6 protein-coding genes are annotated in these 19,166 nt (G+C 68.7%); 3 read left to right on the top strand and 3 right to left on the bottom strand.

Features of this window, described 5'->3' with window-relative positions; translation table 11 throughout:
* Window positions 1-74: 74 nt before the first annotated feature.
* From pyrF to SLW55_RS06475, 3 genes are all read right to left on the bottom strand, one after another.
* Window positions 75-809 (bottom strand): orotidine-5'-phosphate decarboxylase, encoded by a 735-nt coding sequence (gene pyrF, locus SLW55_RS06485; protein ID WP_267085911.1) that lies wholly within the window; start codon window positions 807-809, stop codon window positions 75-77.
* On the bottom strand, window positions 806-1,723 hold the full coding sequence (locus tag SLW55_RS06480; protein WP_320744845.1) for a 5'-nucleotidase, lipoprotein e(P4) family: 918 nt from the start codon (window positions 1,721-1,723) through the stop codon (window positions 806-808). The genes pyrF and SLW55_RS06480 overlap by 4 nt, the downstream gene beginning before the upstream one ends.
* Window positions 1,724-1,813: 90 nt before the next feature.
* The gene (locus SLW55_RS06475; RefSeq protein ID WP_267117668.1) at window positions 1,814-2,437 is read right to left on the bottom strand and encodes a hypothetical protein; all 624 of its coding nucleotides are present in this window, start codon (window positions 2,435-2,437) and stop codon (window positions 1,814-1,816) included.
* A 344-nt stretch (window positions 2,438-2,781) separates the two neighbouring features.
* Here SLW55_RS06475 and SLW55_RS06470 point away from each other — a divergent pair, with 344 nt between their 5' ends.
* From SLW55_RS06470 to SLW55_RS06460, 3 genes are all read left to right on the top strand, one after another.
* A complete protein-coding gene (locus tag SLW55_RS06470; RefSeq protein ID WP_320744844.1) occupies window positions 2,782-4,422 on the top strand; it encodes a ShlB/FhaC/HecB family hemolysin secretion/activation protein in 1,641 nt (546 codons plus the stop codon).
* A gap of 79 nt (window positions 4,423-4,501) precedes the next feature.
* Entirely contained in the window at window positions 4,502-18,643 is a 14,142-nt protein-coding gene (locus SLW55_RS06465; protein WP_320744843.1) for a hemagglutinin repeat-containing protein, read from the top strand.
* Complete coding sequence (locus tag SLW55_RS06460; RefSeq protein ID WP_320744842.1) at window positions 18,640-19,116, top strand: hypothetical protein; 477 nt, start codon at window positions 18,640-18,642, stop codon at window positions 19,114-19,116. Before SLW55_RS06465 ends, SLW55_RS06460 begins: the two co-directional genes overlap by 4 nt.
* The last annotated feature ends 50 nt before the right edge of the window (window positions 19,117-19,166 follow it).

Genomic DNA, 19,166 nt, shown 5'->3' with positions numbered 1-19,166 from the left:
CGCTGGGCATGCTACCGGCATGCCGGAGCTAAAGCAATGCTTTAGAAGTTGTCGGTTAAGTCATTGATTTAAAATCAACTGACGGCGCCGCCGGCCAACGTCAGCGCGATCTCCCGCTGGATCGCCTCGGCGGCAGCACGCGGATCGGCCGCCTGGCGGATCGGCCGGCCGACCACGATCGCATCGGCGCCGTCGGCGAAGGCCTGGGCCACGCCGACGGTGCGCTGCTGGTCGTCGCCGACCGGGCCGCCCGGGCGGATGCCGGGGCAGACGATGGAGAAGCCGGCGCCGGTGGCGCGGCGGATCGGCGCCGCTTCCTGGCCGGACGCGATCACGCCGTCGATGCCGGCCGCCTGCGCGGCCAGCGCGCGCTCCACCACCACGTCTTCCGGCGCGCGGTCGATGCCCATCGACGCCAGGTCGGCGCGGCCCATCGAGGTCAGCACGGTCACCGCCAGCAGGCGCATGTCGCTGCCGTTGGCCTCGGCCGCGGCCTGCATCATCGGCGGGTGCCAGCCGTGGATGGTGCAGTAGTCCACCGGCCACTGCGACAGCCGCCGGATCACCCCGCCCACCGTGGCCGGGATGTCGAAGAACTTCAGGTCCACGAACACCCGCTTGCCGCGCCCGGCCAGCGTGTCCAGCACGTCGAAGTATTCGCCCGAGGCCAGCAGTTCCATGCCGATCTTGTAGAACGCCACCGCCTCGCCGAGCCGCTCGATCCACTCCAGCGCCTCGCTGCGCCCGGGCACGTCGAGGGCGAAGATCAGGCGCTCGTGCGGCGCCAGCGCCAGCGGCGCGCGACTCACTGCGCCAGCTCCAGCGCCTGCACCTTGGCCTGGTGGCGTGCGGCGCGCGACTGGGTGAAGTCGTTGTTGAACAGCGCCGGCTCCCAGGAGCCGTAGCTGGGGTTGGGCAGCATCCACCAGCGTTCGCCGAACCAGTCGTGGTACTGCTGCAGCAACTGCGCGCGGCCTTCCGGGGTGTTGGCCACGACCTGCGCGAAGTCGCCGAGCTGGTCGCCGAACTGCATCAGCACGCGGTACTGCTGGCCGACCAGCTTGCGCCGGCAGTTCTTCTCCGAGCCGTTCTGCTCGCAGTCCTTGACCACCGTGCCCAGGCCCAGCAGCACGCTGTTGTCGGCCACCGGCAGGCCGGCGCTGCGCAGGTTGGCCAGGGTCGCGTCGGTCAGGTGCACCGCGCGGTTGGTCACGTACAGCACGGTGATGCCCTTGGCGGTGGCGGCCTTGGCGAAATCGACCACGCCGGGAATCGGCTTGGCCTTCTTCTCGGCGACCCACTGGTCCCAGGTGACCTCGTCGTATTCCTTGCCGTTGCGGATCAGCCGCGCCTGGTACGGCGAGTTGTCCAGCACGGTTTCGTCCACGTCCATCACCACCGCTGGCTTCAACCCGGCGGCGGCGTTGCCGCGTTCCTCCGGCACCAGCGCGTCCCAGTTCGGTTCCTTCAGCGCCGCATCCAGGCGGTCGGCGGCGGCGCGATAGGTCTGCTCGGCCAGGGCCTGGTACTCGGCCGAGCGCTGCATCCACAGCACCGCGTTGAGGTTGTCGTCGGCGGCGCCCGGGTTGGCGGCGGACGCGGTCGACGCGGCAGTGGCGGTGGCAGCCGGCTTGGCGGCGGGGTCGGCGACCTGCGCCTGCGGCTTGCAGGCGGACAGGGCGAGCACGGCGCAGGCCAGTGCGGTGCGGGCGATCGGCGTCATCGGGCGTGGGAACCTGGGCAAATGAACCGCGGATTTTAGCCGGTTGCGATGACAGGCGCGGCGCGCGGTGGCGCAGGCGGGCTGCCGCGCTCAGGGCGCGAACGTCAGTTCGTGCAGGTCCGGGGCGAGCACCGCCTCGACGGGATCGGCATCGTCGTGGCCGGCATAGGCGCTGAAGCGGATGCGCAGGCGCCCATCGCGCACGGCGTAGGGCGTGAGGTCGTCGAGGCCGGGTGCATCCAGATCGATGTTGTCCAGGCAACTGGACACCGGCACCCGGGCCAGGATCGAAGGCGCCCCGTGCAGGTCGACCACGGTCAGCGCCATCTCCGCCCCGGCGCCACAGTAGCCATGTCCGTCCCCGGGCGAGGAACGGCGCACCGACAGGTACAGCAGGCGGTCGCGCGCCAGATACGGCTGCAACCGGGTCGGCAGCAGGCGGATGGCGCGCGCGCTGCCGATCAGCTCCGGTGCGTAGGCGCGCGGGATGGTTTCCAGCTCGGTCGGTGCGCGCCCTGGCATCTGCAGCACGACGCGGCCGGCGCGATAGGCCAGATGCAGGACGCCGCGGCGTGGATCGCAGACCTCGGTCTCGGCCAGCGCGGCCGATGCCGCGCCGCAGTCCGTCGGCGTCGGGGGCGCGGCGGTGTGGGTTGGCAAGGCGCCGGGCGCAGCGGGCGCGGCCAGGGCCAGCAGGAGGGTGAGCGGGAGCATGCGGGGCCTTCGCGGTGTGAGCCGAGAGTGTGGCAGCCGCTGTGGATCGCGCGCCAGTTGTGACGTGCATCCTCCATGAAAGTGACGCAATTCACTTAAGTGCCTGTTTTGCAGGGAATTTCCCGACAGCGTGTCGGGAGCCTCCGGATGCCGCGACGTTGTGGTTTGCACCACACTTCGCAGTACGGAAAACCGCGCGACGCGGCGCCTGGTGCGCTGCAGCGCGATCGCGCCTGTACCTGCAGGCAAATGCGGGAAGCGTCACAGGGGACGTTGCAGTGGATCGCTGGAGAAAAGGAGCTTCTCGCATTGTGCTGGCTGCGTGCCTGCTTGCCGGCGCGCCCATGGCGCAGGCGCAGGAACCGCCGAGCACGCTCGACCGCCAGGAACAGCTGCGCCAGGCCGAGCAGGTGCAGCGGCAGCAGGAGCAGGATCGGCAGGCGCCGTTCGTGGGCCCGCGCGAGGCCGAAGCGCCGGCGGACATGCGCAGCACCAGCCTGCCGACCGAAGCCCTGTGCTTCCCGATCCAGCGCGTCCGCCTCAACGGCGGCGGCCCGGATGCGGCGCGTTTTTCCTGGCTGTGGCAGTCGCTGCGTCGCTACGAGGGCCGCTGCATCGGCACGGCCGGCATCGACCTGATCCGCCGCCGCGCGCTGGACCAACTGGTCGCGCGCGGCTTCGTCACCACTCGCCTCGGCGTGCCCGCGCAGGATCTGTCCCGCGGTGAGTTGCGCTTCGAACTGCTGCCCGGGCGCCTGCGCCAGGTGCGGGTGCAGTCGGCCGATGGCCGCGTGTTCTGGCGCGGCGCGCTGCCGCTGCGGCCGGGCGACGTGCTCGACCTGCGCGCGATCGAGCAGGGCGTGGAGCAGTTCAAGCGGGTGCCGTCGCAGGACGCCAAGATCGACATCGCCCCGGGCGAGCAGCCCGGCGAGTCGGACCTGCTGATCACCGTGCAGCGCAGCAAGCGCTGGCGCGCGGTGCTCAACGCCGACGACTCCGGCGTGCAGGCGACCGGCCGTTACCAGGGCGGCATCGATTTCGCCCTGGATGCGCCGCTGGGCATCAACGACCTGCTCTCGATCGGCTACAACCACGACCTGGTCGACGACGGCGCCGCCCGCGGCACCCGCGGCAACAGCCTGTCCTACAGCGTGCCCTGGGGCTGGTGGACGTTCTCCCTGTCGCTGTCGTCGTATCGCTACCACCAGCAGGTGGACGGCTTCCGCCAGAGTTTCCAGTCCAGCGGCAGCTCCGACAGCGCGCAACTGGATCTGCAGCGGGTGATCCACCGCACCGGCACCAGCAAGACCACGCTGGGCATGGTGGTGGCCAAGCGCGCCGCACGCAGCTACCTGGACGGCGTAGAGATCGGCATCCAGCGCCGCCACACCACCAGCGCCGAGCTCTACCTCAGCCATCGCCACTACCTGGGCAAGCTGCAGCTGGACACGCGCCTTGGGCACCGCCGCGGCACCCCGTGGTTCGACGGGCAATGGACCGGCTACGACCCGGCGGTGGGCTTCCCCGGCTACCGCTACGGCGTCACCACGCTGGATGTCAGCGCCGGTCTGCCGTTCGCGCTGGGCCAGGTGGCGATGAGCTGGGACAGCAGCCTGCATGCGCAGACGTCCTCGCAACTGCTGCTGGGTTCGGAATTCATCACCCTGGGCGGGCGCTACAGCGTGCGCGGCTTCGACGGCGAACGCACCCTCGGCGCCGAGCGCGGCGCGTACTGGCGCAACAGCCTCAACCTGCCGGTGCAGCGCCTGGGCATCACCCCGTACCTGGGCGTGGATGCCGGTCGCATCGCCGGACCCAGCGCCGCCGCGCAAGCCGGGCGCAGCCTGGTCGGCGGTTTCGTCGGCGTGCGCGGCGCGTACGGCGGGCTCAGTTGGGATGGCTTCGCCGGCTGGGACCTGCACGCGCCGCGCGACTTCCACAGCGCGCAGCCGGCCTACGGCGTGCGCCTGATCTACCAGTTCTGACACGTCCTGCCGCCGGCCGGCGGCAGGCAACGCGATGGGTTTTGCCGCGGTGCGCGGCACGAGAGAGACGACGATGCACATGGACCGTACCGACGACCGCCGCCACCGCCTGCTCGAGCCGCTCAAGCGCGGCCTGGCCGCGCTGTTGTGCTGCACCGTCACCTGGACCTCGCTGCCGCTGTACGCGCAGGTCGCACCGGTCGCCAATCCGGACGGACGCCAGCCCGGCCAGCAGGCCGCCGCCAACGGCGTGCCGGTGGTCGACATCGTCGCCCCCAACGCACGCGGCGTCTCGCACAACCGCTATTCGCGCTTCGACGTCGGCAGCAACGGCCTGATCCTCAACAACAGCGCGCAGATCTCCAAGACCGAACTCGGCGGCTACATCGCCGGCAACGACAACCTGAAGAACAGCGGCGCGGCCACGCTGATCCTCAACGAAGTCACCTCCACCACCAGCCGCCTGCAGGGCTATACCGAAATCGCCGGGGCCAAGGCGCAGTTGGTGATCGCCAATCCCAACGGCATCGTCTGCGACGGCTGCGGCTTCCTCAACACCTCGCGCGTCACCCTGGCCACCGGCACCCCGCTGCTCGGCGCCGATGGCGCCTTGAACGGGTTTTCCATCACCGGCGGCGCGCTGAGCGTCGGCAGCAACGGCCTGGACGCGTACAACGTGGACCGCCTGGATCTGCTGTCGCGGCAGTTGAGCGTGAACGGCTCGGTGTGGGCCAAGGATCTGCTGGCCAGTGCCGGTGCACAGCGTATCGGCTACGACGGCATGCTGCTGGAGGTGCTGCCGGGCAGCGACGGCGCACCGCCGGCGATCGGCATCGACGTGGCGTACCTGGGCGGCATGTACGCCGACCGCATCCGCCTGATCGCCACCGAAGCCGGTGTCGGTGTGGTCAGCCGCGGCACCCTGTCCGCGCAGAGCGGCAGCCTGCAGATCGACAGCGCCGGCCAGCTCAGCCTGGCCGGCACCGCGGTGGCCCGCGACGACGTCGACCTGCGCGCGGCCGGCGCGCTGAGCCAGCAAGGCGTCCTCGGCTCGCAGCAGGCCGGCGTGCGCCTGCGCGCCGCGCAACTGGCGCTGAGCGGCGACACCATCGCCCATGGCCTGCTCGATGCCGCGGCCAGCGGCGCGCTGGCGCACAGCGGGCGCAGCAGCGCCGGCGCCATCAGCTTGTTCGGTTCGGAGCTGGATGCCGGCGGCAGCCTGTACAGCGGCGGCGATCTGGCGCTGAGTGCCAGCGGCGAGTTGCGCAGCAGCGGCAGCGCCTACGCCGGGGGCGCTGCGCAGCTGCAGGCCGGCGCAGCCTGGCTGCAGCAGGGCGGCACCGTGCAGAGCGCCGGCAGCCTGGCGGTGCAGGCGGCGCGGATCGATGCGGCCGGCGTGCTCGACGCCGGCGCGGGCCTGCGCCTGCGCAGCGACGCCGACATGCGCCTGTCCGGCCTCGCGCAGTCCTGGCAGGACGCGAGTGTGCAGGCCGGTGGACGCCTGGACACGCTCGGCCAGCTCAGCGCCGGCGGGCGCCTGGACCTGGGCGCGGCGGCGATCGGCAATGCGGCCGGTGCGGTGGTCTCGGCCGGTGGCGACATCGCGCTGGCGACGCCGGGCGCGCTGGACAACGCCGGCACCCTGTATGCCGGACGCGACCTGCGCATCGACGCGGCCAGCGTCGGCAACTCCGGCGGCAGCTACGCCGGGCGCAACGCCACGCTCGCCAGCACGGCGGCGCTGAACAACAGCGGCAGCCTGGTGGCCGGCGCGGCGCTGAGCGTGGACGCGGCGCAACTGCGCAGCAGCGGCGAACTCGGCAGCCAGGGCGGCAATGTCGCCCTGCGCAGTCGCGGCGACCTGGCCCTGGCCGGGCAGGTGGCGGCAAAGGGCGCGCTGACCGCGCAGGCCGGCGGCGCCTTGCTGCAATCGGGCACCCTGGGCGCGGGCAGCGCGCAACTGCGGGCGGCCGGCGACGCCACGCTGGACGGTGTGGTCCGCACCGATGGCGATCTGCAGTTGAGTGCCGATGGCCAGTTGCGCAGCAGCGCCACCCTGGCGGCTGGCGGCAATGCCACGCTGCATGCGCAGGGCGCGTTGCTGCAGAGTGGGCAGGTGCAGACCGGCGGCGCACTCGCGCTGGACGGCGCCAGTATCGCCCAGGCCGGTGTGCTGGATGCAGGCACGAGCCTGGCGCTGCGCAGCGCCGGCGACCTGTCGCTGGCCGGCACCGTGCAGTCGCGTGGCGACCTCGCGCTGAGCAGCGCCGCGGCGCTGCAGAACCAGGCCCAGGTCGTGGCCGGCGGCGCGCTCAGCGCCGACGCCAGCAGTCTCAGCAACGCCGCCGGCGCCAGCCTGTCGGCCCTGGGCGATGCCAGCCTGAGCGGCGCGACCGTGCTGTCCAACGACGGCCACCTGTACGCCGGCGGCGCGCTGGGCCTGCGCGCCGCCAGCCTTACGCAGACCGGCTCGGCCAATGCCGGCACGACGCTGACGTTGAGCGTCGATGGTGCCGTTGCCAACCAGGGCGACCTGGTCGGCGGCGGCGACGTGCAGCTCGATGCCGGCAGCCTTGCCAGCAGCGGCCAGCTCGGCAGCCAGCGCGGCCAGGTCGTGTTGAACAGCCGCGGCGACGTGCAACTCGATGGCGTGGTCGTGGCTGCCGGCGCCTTGAACGCGCAGGCGCTGGGCGATCTGCAGCAGCGCGGCAGCCTGCGTGCGGCCGGCGTGCAGCTCGCTGCCGCGGGCAGCCTGGGCGTGGCCGGCACGGTGCAGAGCACCGACACCCTGCAACTGCAGGCGCAACGTGCGCTGCGCGTGGACGGCCAGGCCAGCGCGAGCGGCGCGGTCGGCGTCAACGCCGCCAGCGTCGCGTTGGGGAACAGCGCCATCATGCAGAGCGCCACCGCGCTGCAGGTGGACACCGCCGCGCTGGACAGCCAGGGCGCGTTGGACGCGGGCACCGATCTGCGCCTGCACAGCACGGGCGATATCCATCTGGCCGGCATCGCCCAGGCCGGGCGCGACGTCGCGGTGCTGGCCGGCGGCACCCTCGACAACCAGGCCAAGGTGTTCGCCGGACGCGCGCTGCAGCTCACCGCCGCCAGCGCCCGCAACCAGGCGCAAGGCCAGTGGCTCGCGCAGACGACGCTCGACGCCAGCGTGCAGGGCAACGTCGACAACGCCGGTCTGGTACAGGCCGGCCAGGCCGCGAAATTGACCGTCGGCAGCCTGCAACAGACGGGCCGCAGCTATGCCGGCGATACGTTGACCGTGCAGGCGGCCACCGCACTGACCAACAGCGGCGACCTAATCGGCAAGCACGATGTGGCGATCAGCGCCGGCAGCGTGGCCAGCAGCGGCCAGCTCGGCAGCCAGGACGGACAGCTCGGCGTCGTCAGCGCCGGCGATCTGCAAGTGACCGGCACCCAGATCGCCGGCACCGCGCTGCATCTGCAGGCGGCGGGCGATCTGCTCCACGGCGGTACCAGCAAGGCGCAGTCCGTGCAGCTGGAGGCGGGGCGCGATCTGAGCATGGCCGGCACGGTGCAAAGTGCGTCGACCCTGCAGGCGCAGGCGCTGCGCGCGCTGCAACTGGACGGGCAGGCGCTGGCCGGCGGCAACGTGCAGCTGCGCGGCGCCAGCGTCGGCACCGGCAGCGCCGCGGTGCTGCAGAGCACCGCGGCCATCGCCGTGGACGGCGGCAGCATCGACAGCCAGGGCGCGCTCGACGCCGGCAGCGACCTGGCCCTGCACAGCCAGGACGCGTTGCGCCTGGCCGGCATCGCCCAGGGCGGCAACGATGTGCTGCTGACCGCCGCCGGTGCGTTCGACAACAGCGCCCGCGTGGTGGCCGGGCGCGATCTGCAGGTGCAAGCGGCGAGCGCGGTCAACCGCGCTGCCGGCACGCTGGCCGCCGGCCGCGGGCTGGATCTGCACATCGATGGACTGCTCGACAACGCCGGCCTGCTGCGCGGCGAGCAGGCGCTGACCCTGCAGGCGGGCAGCCTGCAGCACAGCGGCACGCTCTCCACCGGCCGGGCGCTGACGCTGCGCAGCAGCGGCGCGATGGACAACCGCGGCAACGTGATCGCCGGCGGCGACCTGCTGGTGGACGTGGGCAGCCTCAGCAACAGCGGCCAGCTCGGCAGCCAGAACGGTCAGGTCACGCTCACCAGCCAGGGCGACCTGCAGCTGGGCGGCAGCGTGATCGCCGCGCAGGCCTTGAACGCCACTGCGCTGGGCGACCTGCGCCTGGACGGCGTGGCCAAGGCGCGCGCGATCGCCCTGAGCGGGCGCGATGTGGGCGTTGCCGGTGCGTTGCAGAGCGCCACCGGCGCGACGCTGCAGGCGCAGCGCGCGCTCAGCGTCGATGGCCAGGCATTGGCCACCGGCGACCTGCAACTGCAGGGTGCCAGCGTGACCACCGGCAACGCGGCGGTGCTGCAGAGCGCGGCCGGTGCCATCACCCTGCAAGGCGGCAGCCTCGACAGCCGCGGCACGCTCGACGCCGCCACCGATCTGGCCTTGCGCAGCGATGGCGCCCTAACCGTGGCCGGCGTCGCCCAGGCCGGGCGCGATGTCGCGCTCGCCGCAGGCACCCAACTGACCAATGCCGCGCAGGTGCTGGCCGGCCGCGACCTCAGCGTCGCCGCCACCGGCATCGCCAATACCCAAGGCGGCAGCCTCGCCGCGAAGGGCGCGCTGGCCCTGACCACCGCCGGCACCCTCGCCAACGCCGGCACCTTGCAGTCCGGCCAGGCCATGACCCTGCAGGTCGGCGACCTGCAGCACAGCGGCCAGGCCTACGCCGGCGACACGCTGAGCCTGCGCGCCAGCGGCGCCATCGACAGCCAGGGCGAGCTGATCGCCAAGCGCGACCTGCAGCTCGACGCCGCGCGCATCGCCAGCACAGGCCAGCTCGGCAGCCAGAGCGGCCAGGTGACGCTGACCAGCCAGGGTGATCTGACATTGGGCGGCACCGTCGCCGCCGCCACCGCACTCAGCGCGCAGGCGCAGGGCGATCTGCTGCAGACCGGCACGCTCAGCGCGCAGGCGCTGGACCTGCGTGCGGGGCGCGACCTGACCCTTGGCGGCCAGCTCGCCACGACCCAGGGACTGCAAGCGCAGGCGCAGCGCGATCTGCAGGTGAACGGCAGCGTCAGCGCCGGCCAGAGTGCCACCCTGCAGGCCGGCGGCACCCTGCGCAGCGGCAGCCAGAGCGTGCTGCACAGCGCCGGCGCGCTGCAATTGAACGGCGCGGCCATCGACAGCCAGGGCACCGTCGACGCCGGCACCACGCTGGCGATGACCAGCACCGGCGACCTCACCCTCGGTGGCCTGGTGCAGTCCGCTTCGACGCTCGACCTGCGCGCCACCGGCGCGCTCGACAACGCCGCCCAGGTCGTCGCCGGTAGCGACCTGACGCTCACCGCCGCCAGCGCCACCAACAGCAGCAGCGGCCTGCTCGCCGCGCTGGGCAACGGCACCTTCACCGTGAGCGGCCTGCTCAGCAACGCCGGCGCGCTGCGTGCGCGCCAGCGCCTGCAACTGGATGTCGGTTCGCTGCAGCAGACCGGGCGCAGCTACGGCGTGCAGCGTCTGGCGCTGACCGCCAATGGGGCGGTCGACAACCGCGGCGATCTGATCGCCGGCAGCGCCTTGCGTGTGCAGGCGGCCAGCGTCGCCAGCAGCGGCCAGCTCGGCAGCGAAACCGGCGACGTGGCCCTGGTCAGCCAGGGCGATCTGAACCTGGGCGGCACCCTGGCCTCGGCCGGCGGGTTCAGCGCACAGGCCGGCGGCGCGCTCAACCAGAGCGGCGCCTTGAGCGCGGCGACCACGCTGCAACTGCAGGCGCACGGCGACCTGACCGTGACCGGCACCCTCAACGCCAACCAGGTCCTGCTCGGCAGCGACGCCAGCGTGCTCCAGCACGGCACCGTCAGTGGCGCGGACGTCGCGCTGCAGGGCCAGCGCATCGACAACGCCGGGCAGACCCTGTCCAGCGGCAACCTGCGCCTGAGTGGCGGCAACGTCGCCATCGGCGGCGTGGCCGCGGCCGGCGTGCGCGCCGATGGCAGCCTCGGCAACAGCGGCGTGTTGACCCTGCATGCCGATGGCACGCTCAGCGCCAGCGGCCGCCTGGTCGCCGCCGGCAACCTCGCCGCCGATGCCGCGCAACTCGCGCTGGCCGGCAGCACCGCCCGCGTCGGCGGCAACGCCACGCTGACCGCAAGCGGCGACGTCGACCATCGCGGCGCCGACCTGCTGGCCGGCGGCCTGCTCACCGTGCGCGCCGGTGGCGCGCTGGACAACAGCGCGCTCAACGGCGTCGGCGGCACGCTGCAGGCGGCGGGCCTGGACCTGGGCGCGGCGACGCTGCGCAACGGCAGCGGCAGCCTGGTGCAGAGCGGCAGCGGCACCACCCGCATCGCGGTCACCGGCGCGTTCGACAACGGCGGCGGCCGCCTGGTCAGCAACGGCGGCGACCTGCAGCTGGGCGCGGCGTCGATCAACAACGCACAAGGGCGCATCGAACACGCCGGTGGCGGCACGCTGATGGTCAGCAGCAGCGGCGCCCTCGGCAATGCCGGCGGGCGCATCCTCACCCAGGGCCAGCTGCAGCTCAGTACCGGCAACACGCTGGACAACCAGGGCGGCGCCATCGCCGCGGCCGGCGATGCCAGCGTCACCGCGGCCGGCCTGGGCAATATCGGCGGCAGCGTGTCCGGACGCGGCTTGAATGTGCAACTGGGCAGCGGCGCGCTCGACAACCGCCTCGGCGTGGTGCAGGCCACCGGCGGCAGCCTGGTGCTGCGCGCCGACAGCCTCGAAAACCGCGGCGGCACCATGCAGGCGCTGAGCAGCGGCGGTGCGGGTGGCGACCTGCGCGTGGATCTGGCGCATACGTTGAACAACGACGCGGGCGTGATCGGCGCCAGCACCGATCTGACGCTGAACGCGGAGAACGCGAGCAACAGCGGCGGGACCCTGCAGGCCGGGCGCGACCTGGCGTTGACCGCGCGCGGCCAGCTCGACAATCACCAGAGCGGCCGCATCGGCGCCGCCCGCGACCTCAGCGTCGCCGTCACCGGCGCGCTGCTCAATAGCGGCGGCCAGCTCGACAGCGGCAACGCCATGACCCTGTCCGGCGGCCGCATCGACAACAGCCAGGGCAGCGTCGTCAACAACGGCGGCGGCCTGACCCGGCTCACCACCGGCGGCGAGTTGCGCAACGTCGGCGGCAGCCTGGGCGGGCGCGGCAGCGTGGTGCTCGACGCCGTCAGCATCGCCAACGGCAGCGGGCAACTGGTGGCCGGCGGCGACCTGATCGCCAACACCAATGCGCTCGACAACCAGGGCGGCAGCGTCTACGCCGGCGCCAGCATGCTGTTGCAGCGGAGCGGCGCCACGCTCGACAACCGCAACGGCAGGATCAAGGCCGAGCAGGCGGTGCGCCTGACCCTGCAGAGCCTGAGCAACAGCGGCGGCCAGATCGGCGCCGGCAGCAGCGCCGGCGGCGCGGGCGACGTAGTCATCGACACCGTCGGCTTCGACGGCGGCGGCAGCATCCTCGGCCAGAACCTGCTCGACCTGACCATCCGCAGCGACTACACCCATCGCGCCGGTGCCGACATCACCAGCAACGGCGACTTCCGCCTGGCGGTGGGCGGCAACTTCGTCAACGCATCGGCGCTGCAGGCCGGGCGCAGCCTGGGCATCAACGCCAGCAACATCAGCAATCTCGCCGGCGCCAGCATGCGCTCGGGCAACGTGCAGTTGAACACCGGCGGCAGCGTCAGCAACGCCGGCGACATCTCCGCCAGCGGCAACCTGCAGGTCACCTCGGGGTCGGTGTCCAACACCGGCAGCCTGGTCGGCGGCAACGTGCTGGTGGACACCGGCACCCTGGTCAACGGCGCCGACCTGGGCAGCGCCACTGACAACGCCGCCTACGGCAGTGCGCTGATCGGCGCCACCAGCGGCATGACCCTGCTGGTGCGCGACCAACTGGTCAACCGCGACGCGAAGATCTTCAGCCTCGGCAACATCGCCATCGGCGCCGCGCGCGACGGCAACGGCACGCTCACCGCGCGCACCGGCACGCTGGACAACGTCTCCGGCAGCATCGAGGCCGATGGCAGCATCCTGGTCGCGGCCAATCAGATCAACAATCGGCGGCGCGTGGTCAATGCCCAAACCACACCGCTGTCAGACGCAGAGCGCGACGCGATCAATGCCACGACACCTCCCGAAGTGTTGTACGTCGGTCAGCCGATGCCTGAGCAGAATGGCCCGAACGTTGGCGATAGAGTCGGCCTGGGCGCCACGCGGACCTACGATGTCATCAGTCGCGATAAGCTCATCTCCGCCAGTGTCGAAGGACGCATCGTCGCTGGAGGGAATATCTCCATGTCAGGCGGCGTCAATAACTATGCGTCAACGATCGCTGCCGCCGGTCTGCTCTCTGTCAATCGTCGTGGCACGAGCGGTTTGAGTGATGGACTCATCAGCGGACAAGAGGTCGTAAGCAACAACGCGTTGGCACTGAGCCAGCGCACGAAGTACACCGATGTCGAACAGGTGGCGGTTCTGCAGGATGGCGATTGCGCACGCGGCTATCGGGCGGATGGCTGTACCTATGAGGTGCAGGAAAACGAAACCGGCTCCGGCATTCTGGACAACAGCTACATCGCCCTCGCCGCCAACATGACCGGCGGACAGGGCGTTTCGATCAGTGGCGCCACCATCCGCAACGGCGCGGTCGGCAGCGATGGTCGCAGCATCGGCGGCGCCTCCTTCAACGCCACCCAGGGCGGGGCCCTGAACCGGTACGGCACGATGAGCGCCGACGGCGCCGGCGGTATCGCCGTGCAGGCGCAGACCGCTGCGACGCCGACCAAGGCCAACGTCGGCAACCGCATCGCCACCGCCAGCCTGGGTGCCATCCGCATCGACGACGGCCAGGCCACGCTGGCCAACGGCAGCAGCGCCACTGCGCCCCAGGTCCAGGCCAGCGGCGTGCAGGTCCAGCTCGGCGGCGCCGGCAGTGGCAGCCGCAGCCAGGTCCAGGCCGGCACGGCGCAGGCGGTGCTGACCGCCGGCAGCGTGCCCGGCCAGTACCAGCAGATCGACCCAGGTACCGGCCAAGTGCCGCAGGTGGTCGGCGGCGTCGGCGCGCCGCTGGGCAACATCGTGCTGCCGATGGGCGGGCTGTACCGCCTGGTCGGCAGCAACGGCGCCAGCGTCAACACGCTGGGTCGCGCCGCCAACGGCCTGGGCGGGGTCAAGGCCAGCAACAGCGCCCCCGGCCGCCGCTACCTGATCGAGACCGATCCGCGCTTCGTCGACTACAACAACTTCATCAGCAGCGACTACCTGCTCGACAAGCTCGGCGTGGATCCGCAGTGGACCCAGACCCGCCTGGGCGATGGCTTCTACGAACAGCGCCTGGTGCTGGACCAGATCACCCAGCTCACCGGCCGCCGCTACCTGGGCAACTATGCCGACGGCGTGGCCCAGTACCGCGCACTGCTCGATGGCGGCGTCGCCGAGGCCGGCACCCTGCACCTGAGCGTGGGCGTGGCGCTGACCGCCGACCAGGTCGCCGCGCTGACCCACGACATCGTGTGGATGGTGGAACAGGAGTATCAGGGCCAGAAGGTGCTGGTGCCGGTGGTGTACCTGTCGTCGAAGACCGCGCTGACCCTGCGCAGCGACGGCGCATTGCTGGCCAGCGACAACGGCGACGTCTCGCTCAACGCCACGGCCGGTCTGAGCAACACCGGCACCATCGGCGGCGCCAATGTCAGCGCCAACGTTGGCAACCTGCTCAACCAGGGCCGCATCGTGTCCAGCGGCGCGGTGGCGTTGCAGGCCAATCAGGACCTGCTCAACCTCGGCGGCCAGATCGCCGGCCGCGACGTGCTGCTCAGTGCCGGTCGCGACCTCACCAGCACCACCCGCGACGCCCTCGCCGGCGGCGATCTGCGTTCGGGCATCACTGCCGGCAACAACCTGCTGCTGCAGGCCGGCCGCGACCTCAGCCTCACCGGCACCACCCTACAGGCCGGCAACAATGCCGCGTTGCAAGCAGGCAACAACCTGCTGCTGCAACCCACAGCGCTGCGTGACGAATCCGGCTTGATGCGCGGTGGCGATACATCCAGCCTGACGGTCGGCGGCAATCTGCAACTGGCCGCCGGCAACGATCTGATCATCCGCCAGGCGCAGGTGAAGGCCGGCGGCGACCTGATGGCCGCAGCTGGACACGACCTCGACGTGACCTCGGTGCTGGGAGACAGCCACACCACCACCGACGAGACTCGCCAAGGCAAGACCAAGGTCGTCACGGCCAGCAACATCCAAGTCATCGACCAGCAAGCTCTCACGGCCGGCGGCAACCTGGTGCTCAGCGCCGGCCACGACGTCAATCTGACCGCGGCCAAGCTCGATGCCGGTAAGGGTTTGACGGTGGTCGCAGGCAACGACCTCAACAGCACCACCCTGACCACGGTCGATACAAGTACCACCGTAGAAACGCGCAATCGCTTCAAGCAGACCACCAGCACCCGCGACGAGACCGTCCACGGCAGCGAGTTCACCGCTGGCGGCGACATCGCCCTGCAGTCCGGCCACGACGTGAACCTGACTGCGGCCAACCTGTTCACCGACAAGGGCGCGCTGGCGGTGTCCGCCGGCAACGACGTCAACCTGCTCACCGAGCAGGAGCAGCACGACGCCGTGCAGGACATGCAGAAGAAGAAAACCGGCTTCCTGTCCAGCAAGACCACCACCACGCACGACGAGTGGCACGACAGCACCGCCGTGGCGACCACGCTCAGCGGCGACACCGTGCAGATCGCGGCCGGCCACGACCTGCTGTCGCAGGGCGCGCAGGTCGCCGGCACCGGCAACGTGGTGGTGGCCGCCGGCAACGATCTGACGCTGGAGACGGCGCAGAACACGCATAGCGAGGAGCACGACAAGAAGGTCAAGAAGACCGGTCTGTACAGCGGCGGCGGCTTCAGCGTCACCCTGGGTGCGAGCAAGCAGACCAACACGCTCGACACCACCGAGGTGAGCCAGAGCGGCAGCCTGGTGGGCAGCACCGATGGCTCCGTCACCCTCACCGGCGGCAATGCCGTGGCGATCACCGGCAGCGACGTGCTGAGCAAGACCGGCACCGCCATCGTCGGCAAGGACGTGACCATCGCCGCGGTCGAGAACCGCGTGGACACGGTGCAGACGTCCAAGCAGCAGAGTGCGGGGATCACCCTTGGATTGACCGGTGGCTTGGTCGATGCGGCGCAAACCGCGTATGGGGCGGTCAAGCGTGGCTCGGACGTAGACGACGATCGGCTCAAGGCGCTTTACGCGGCGAAGGCCGGATACGCGATCGGCGATGCGGCTGGTCTGGCCAGCAACGGCCTGAAGGGCTACAACGGCGAAGCAGTTGCCGGCAACATGACGAGAACCGGTGAGGCGTCAGCCGATGGTGCCCAGGGAGCGGCCAATGCCACCGGCGTGAGCCTGCGCATCGGCATCGGTGCCAGCAGCTCGTCCAGCAAGACGACGACCCACGAAGAGACCACCGGCGGCAGCCGCATCCTCAGCGACGGCAATGTGACCATCGCGGCCACGGGCGGCGATCTCAACGTCATCGGCAGCAAGATCGCCGGCGACAACGTCGCATTGGCGGCGGCGAACAACCTCAACCTGCTGAGTCAGCAGGAAACCAACACGACCAAGTCGGAAAACAAGAACGCCGGCGGCGAGATCGGTGTCAGCGTCGGCGCAACGACCGGCTACTACCTGACCGTGTCGGCCGGCAAGGGCGACGCCAAGGGCAACAGCAACCTCCACACCGAGAGCGTGGTCACGGCCAACGACACGCTGACCTTGGCCAGCGGCAACGACACCACGATCAAGGGCGCGCAGGCGATCGGCGACACCGTGCTGGCCAAGGTCGGTGGCGACCTGCTGATCCAGAGCGAGCAGGACACCAACGACTACAAGAGCAAGCAGCAGCAGGCCAGCCTGACCCTGGCGACTGGCTCCGGGAGCGGTGGCAGCTACAGCCAGCAGAAGGTCAACAGCAACTACATCAGCGTCAAGGAACAGAGCGGCATCCAGGCGGGCAACGGTGGATTCGATATCACCGTCGGCGGCGACACCCATCTCATTGGCGGCGCCATTGCCAGCACCGCCGACGCTGAGAAGAACCGTCTGTCCACCAACGGCTTGACGGTGGACGACCTGCAGAACAAGGCCGAGTACAAGAGCAGTGGCGTGTCGGTCGGCGGTGGGACCGGAAGCAGCATGGTCAGTGTTGCCGCGCGAACCGGGCTGAGCATGCTGGGTAACAGCAGCGACAGCAGCAGTAGCACTACCAAGAGCGACATCGCCGCTGGCACGGTGGAGGTGCGCAACGGCGATACCGCGGCGCTGTCGGGCCTGGACCGCAAGACCACCGAGTTGCAGCAGTCGGGCCTGAAGGAAATCTTCGACGAGAAGAAGCTGGCAGAGCAGAAGGAGTTGGCCGCCGTGGCGGGCGAGGTCGGGTTCCGTGTTGCTGGCGATGTTGCCTCGGCGATGCAACTTAAGGCACAGCAGGACTTGATCAATGCCCCGGACGAGGAGACTCGAAAAGCAGCACAAGCCCGTCTTGAGTCGTGGAGCGATGGGGGAGCGAACAAGACACTGCTGCATGGCCTGACGGGCGCCGCCGTGGCCGCACTGGGCGGTGACGGCGCGCTGCAAGGTGCTGCAGCCGCTGCTGGCGCTGAAGCTGCCAAGAGCGCGATGTCGGATTATTTGGTCGCCCACGGGGTGACGGACAAGGAAACGTACAACGCCCTGATGGAGTTGGGCAGCGCGGCGATCGGCGGTGTGTTGGGCGGACAGGACGGAGCCAACACGGCGCTATCGGGCGATAGATTCAACCGGCAGTTGCATCCGGAAGAGGTGACCTGGATCCGCCAGAACGCCGCGACATTCGCTTTGCAGGAAGGAATTAGCGAAGAGGAAGCAACGCGTCGCCTAACCGTGGAAGCAGCAGCGCGCGTGGATGCAAAGATCAATGGACTTATTGGGAACACCAAAGTTGATGAGAGTGCGCAAGCATTCCTGAGTACCAATACCAACGATTATGCTGGGGAGCGTGCGTTCCAGGCGACCGACGCCGAATACAACAACTTTCATCTGTATGGAAACGAGTTGGCGTCCAGTCCTGACAATTTCCTCACTGTTTACAACAGCCTCTATCAGGCGGGTATTCACAAGGACACCCTGCAGGCGAACTACAGCCCGGAATTGCTGACGTTTGCGGATACGCAGATCGGGTCCTCCGGTCGGGGTGTGCTGGCGGTACCTGCCGCAGGCCTTGTACTTGGTGGTGGAGCTGCAGTCGGCGTCGTGGCGACCCCGGCTGCTATAACGGCATGTTTTGGAAATCCAATTGCCTGCAATGCGCTAGCAGTTGGGGCAGCAGATGTTGTCCTTGGCGATGCTACGGGTGGTCACAGCATCGGTACTGCCGCGAGCGTCGCAGAGCGGAAGGCTGCACAAGTTATTGCAGACGCGACGGAAAAGGTGGCCCTCAAAGAAGGGGCTAAGTTGGAAGGTGCTCCGCTAGAATTGGCACTAACAAGTGATGCTGCACGATCGGCAAAGTTACTGGAGAAAGATGCGGAAATAGCTAAAGCCGGTAACGGAGAGGGCTTGTTTCTCAAAGAAAACATTGGCCCTTACGAGCCGCCAAGTAAAGTTATGGGGCAGTCAACTGAAATTTCCTGTGTCGCAGCAAGTTGTCGAATGGCTGCAAATCTCGAAGACATTCCAGAGTTCTATGTGCGGGGCGCTATTAACACCGATCATAGTGGCGCCTGGCTTTCAGATGTGCCAAATGGGTTGCGCGATCTTGGCTTTAAAGGCTCTGCGGAATATTTGTCAGGTGCAAGTATTGATAGAATAGCCGAGGCGGCAAATGGGAGTTCTTCAGTTATCGTAAATGTTAGAACTTCTGGTGGCGGCCTCCATGCTATCGTTGTTGATTCCATCGATAGCGGACGTGCGTACATTCGAGATCCATGGCCTCTAGGCACTGGTTCTTCCTACTCTGTTCCTGTAAACGATCTGAGGGACGTTCTGGGTAAAGCTTCTAAAACTGGCGAGAAGTTAGGAAGTATCGTAATAATTACGCCGGAGGTAAAAAAATGACCATTATAAGAAATAGATTTAATTGTGATTTATTTAGTTTTGAGGTGGTGACATCGGAAAGACTCAAGCTGATAGGGATATACGATAAAGATTTTAGGTACAAGGAAGGTGGTTTTCAGGGATACTTTGGAGTTAAAATTGAAAGAATTAATTTGGTCAGAATTCTGATCGATTTGCGATCTCTTGGCATCAACTGTTTCAGTGTTCCCCACTGTTATAAAGAGAAGAGATTGCTTGGTAAATCAGAATGTTTACGCTTCGCAAAAAAATACGCTTCTTCTATCGGTGCGAGCGTTGCAGAAGAAGGGATCTTATTATCTCCTGGCCTCCCTCTTTATCAAACATTTAATATTGTCGATAGTTGTCAAGAGAAGGCTGGAGGGGTTGTTCGAGTGGATAGATTGGATGGGCACATTTGGACATTGCTGGAATTTGAAGAGTACATGTACGACTTCAATGGGTTGCTTATCTGACTTTATCAGCTCAACCACGGCCGCATCGTCTCCGACGGTACCGTGGCGTT

Source organism: Xanthomonas sp. LF06-19, from assembly GCF_034105425.1.
GTDB classification, from domain to species: domain Bacteria; phylum Pseudomonadota; class Gammaproteobacteria; order Xanthomonadales; family Xanthomonadaceae; genus Xanthomonas_A; species Xanthomonas_A sontii.
Note: the sequence above shows the minus strand (reverse complement) of the source record. Positions and strands in the feature narration are given on the sequence as shown.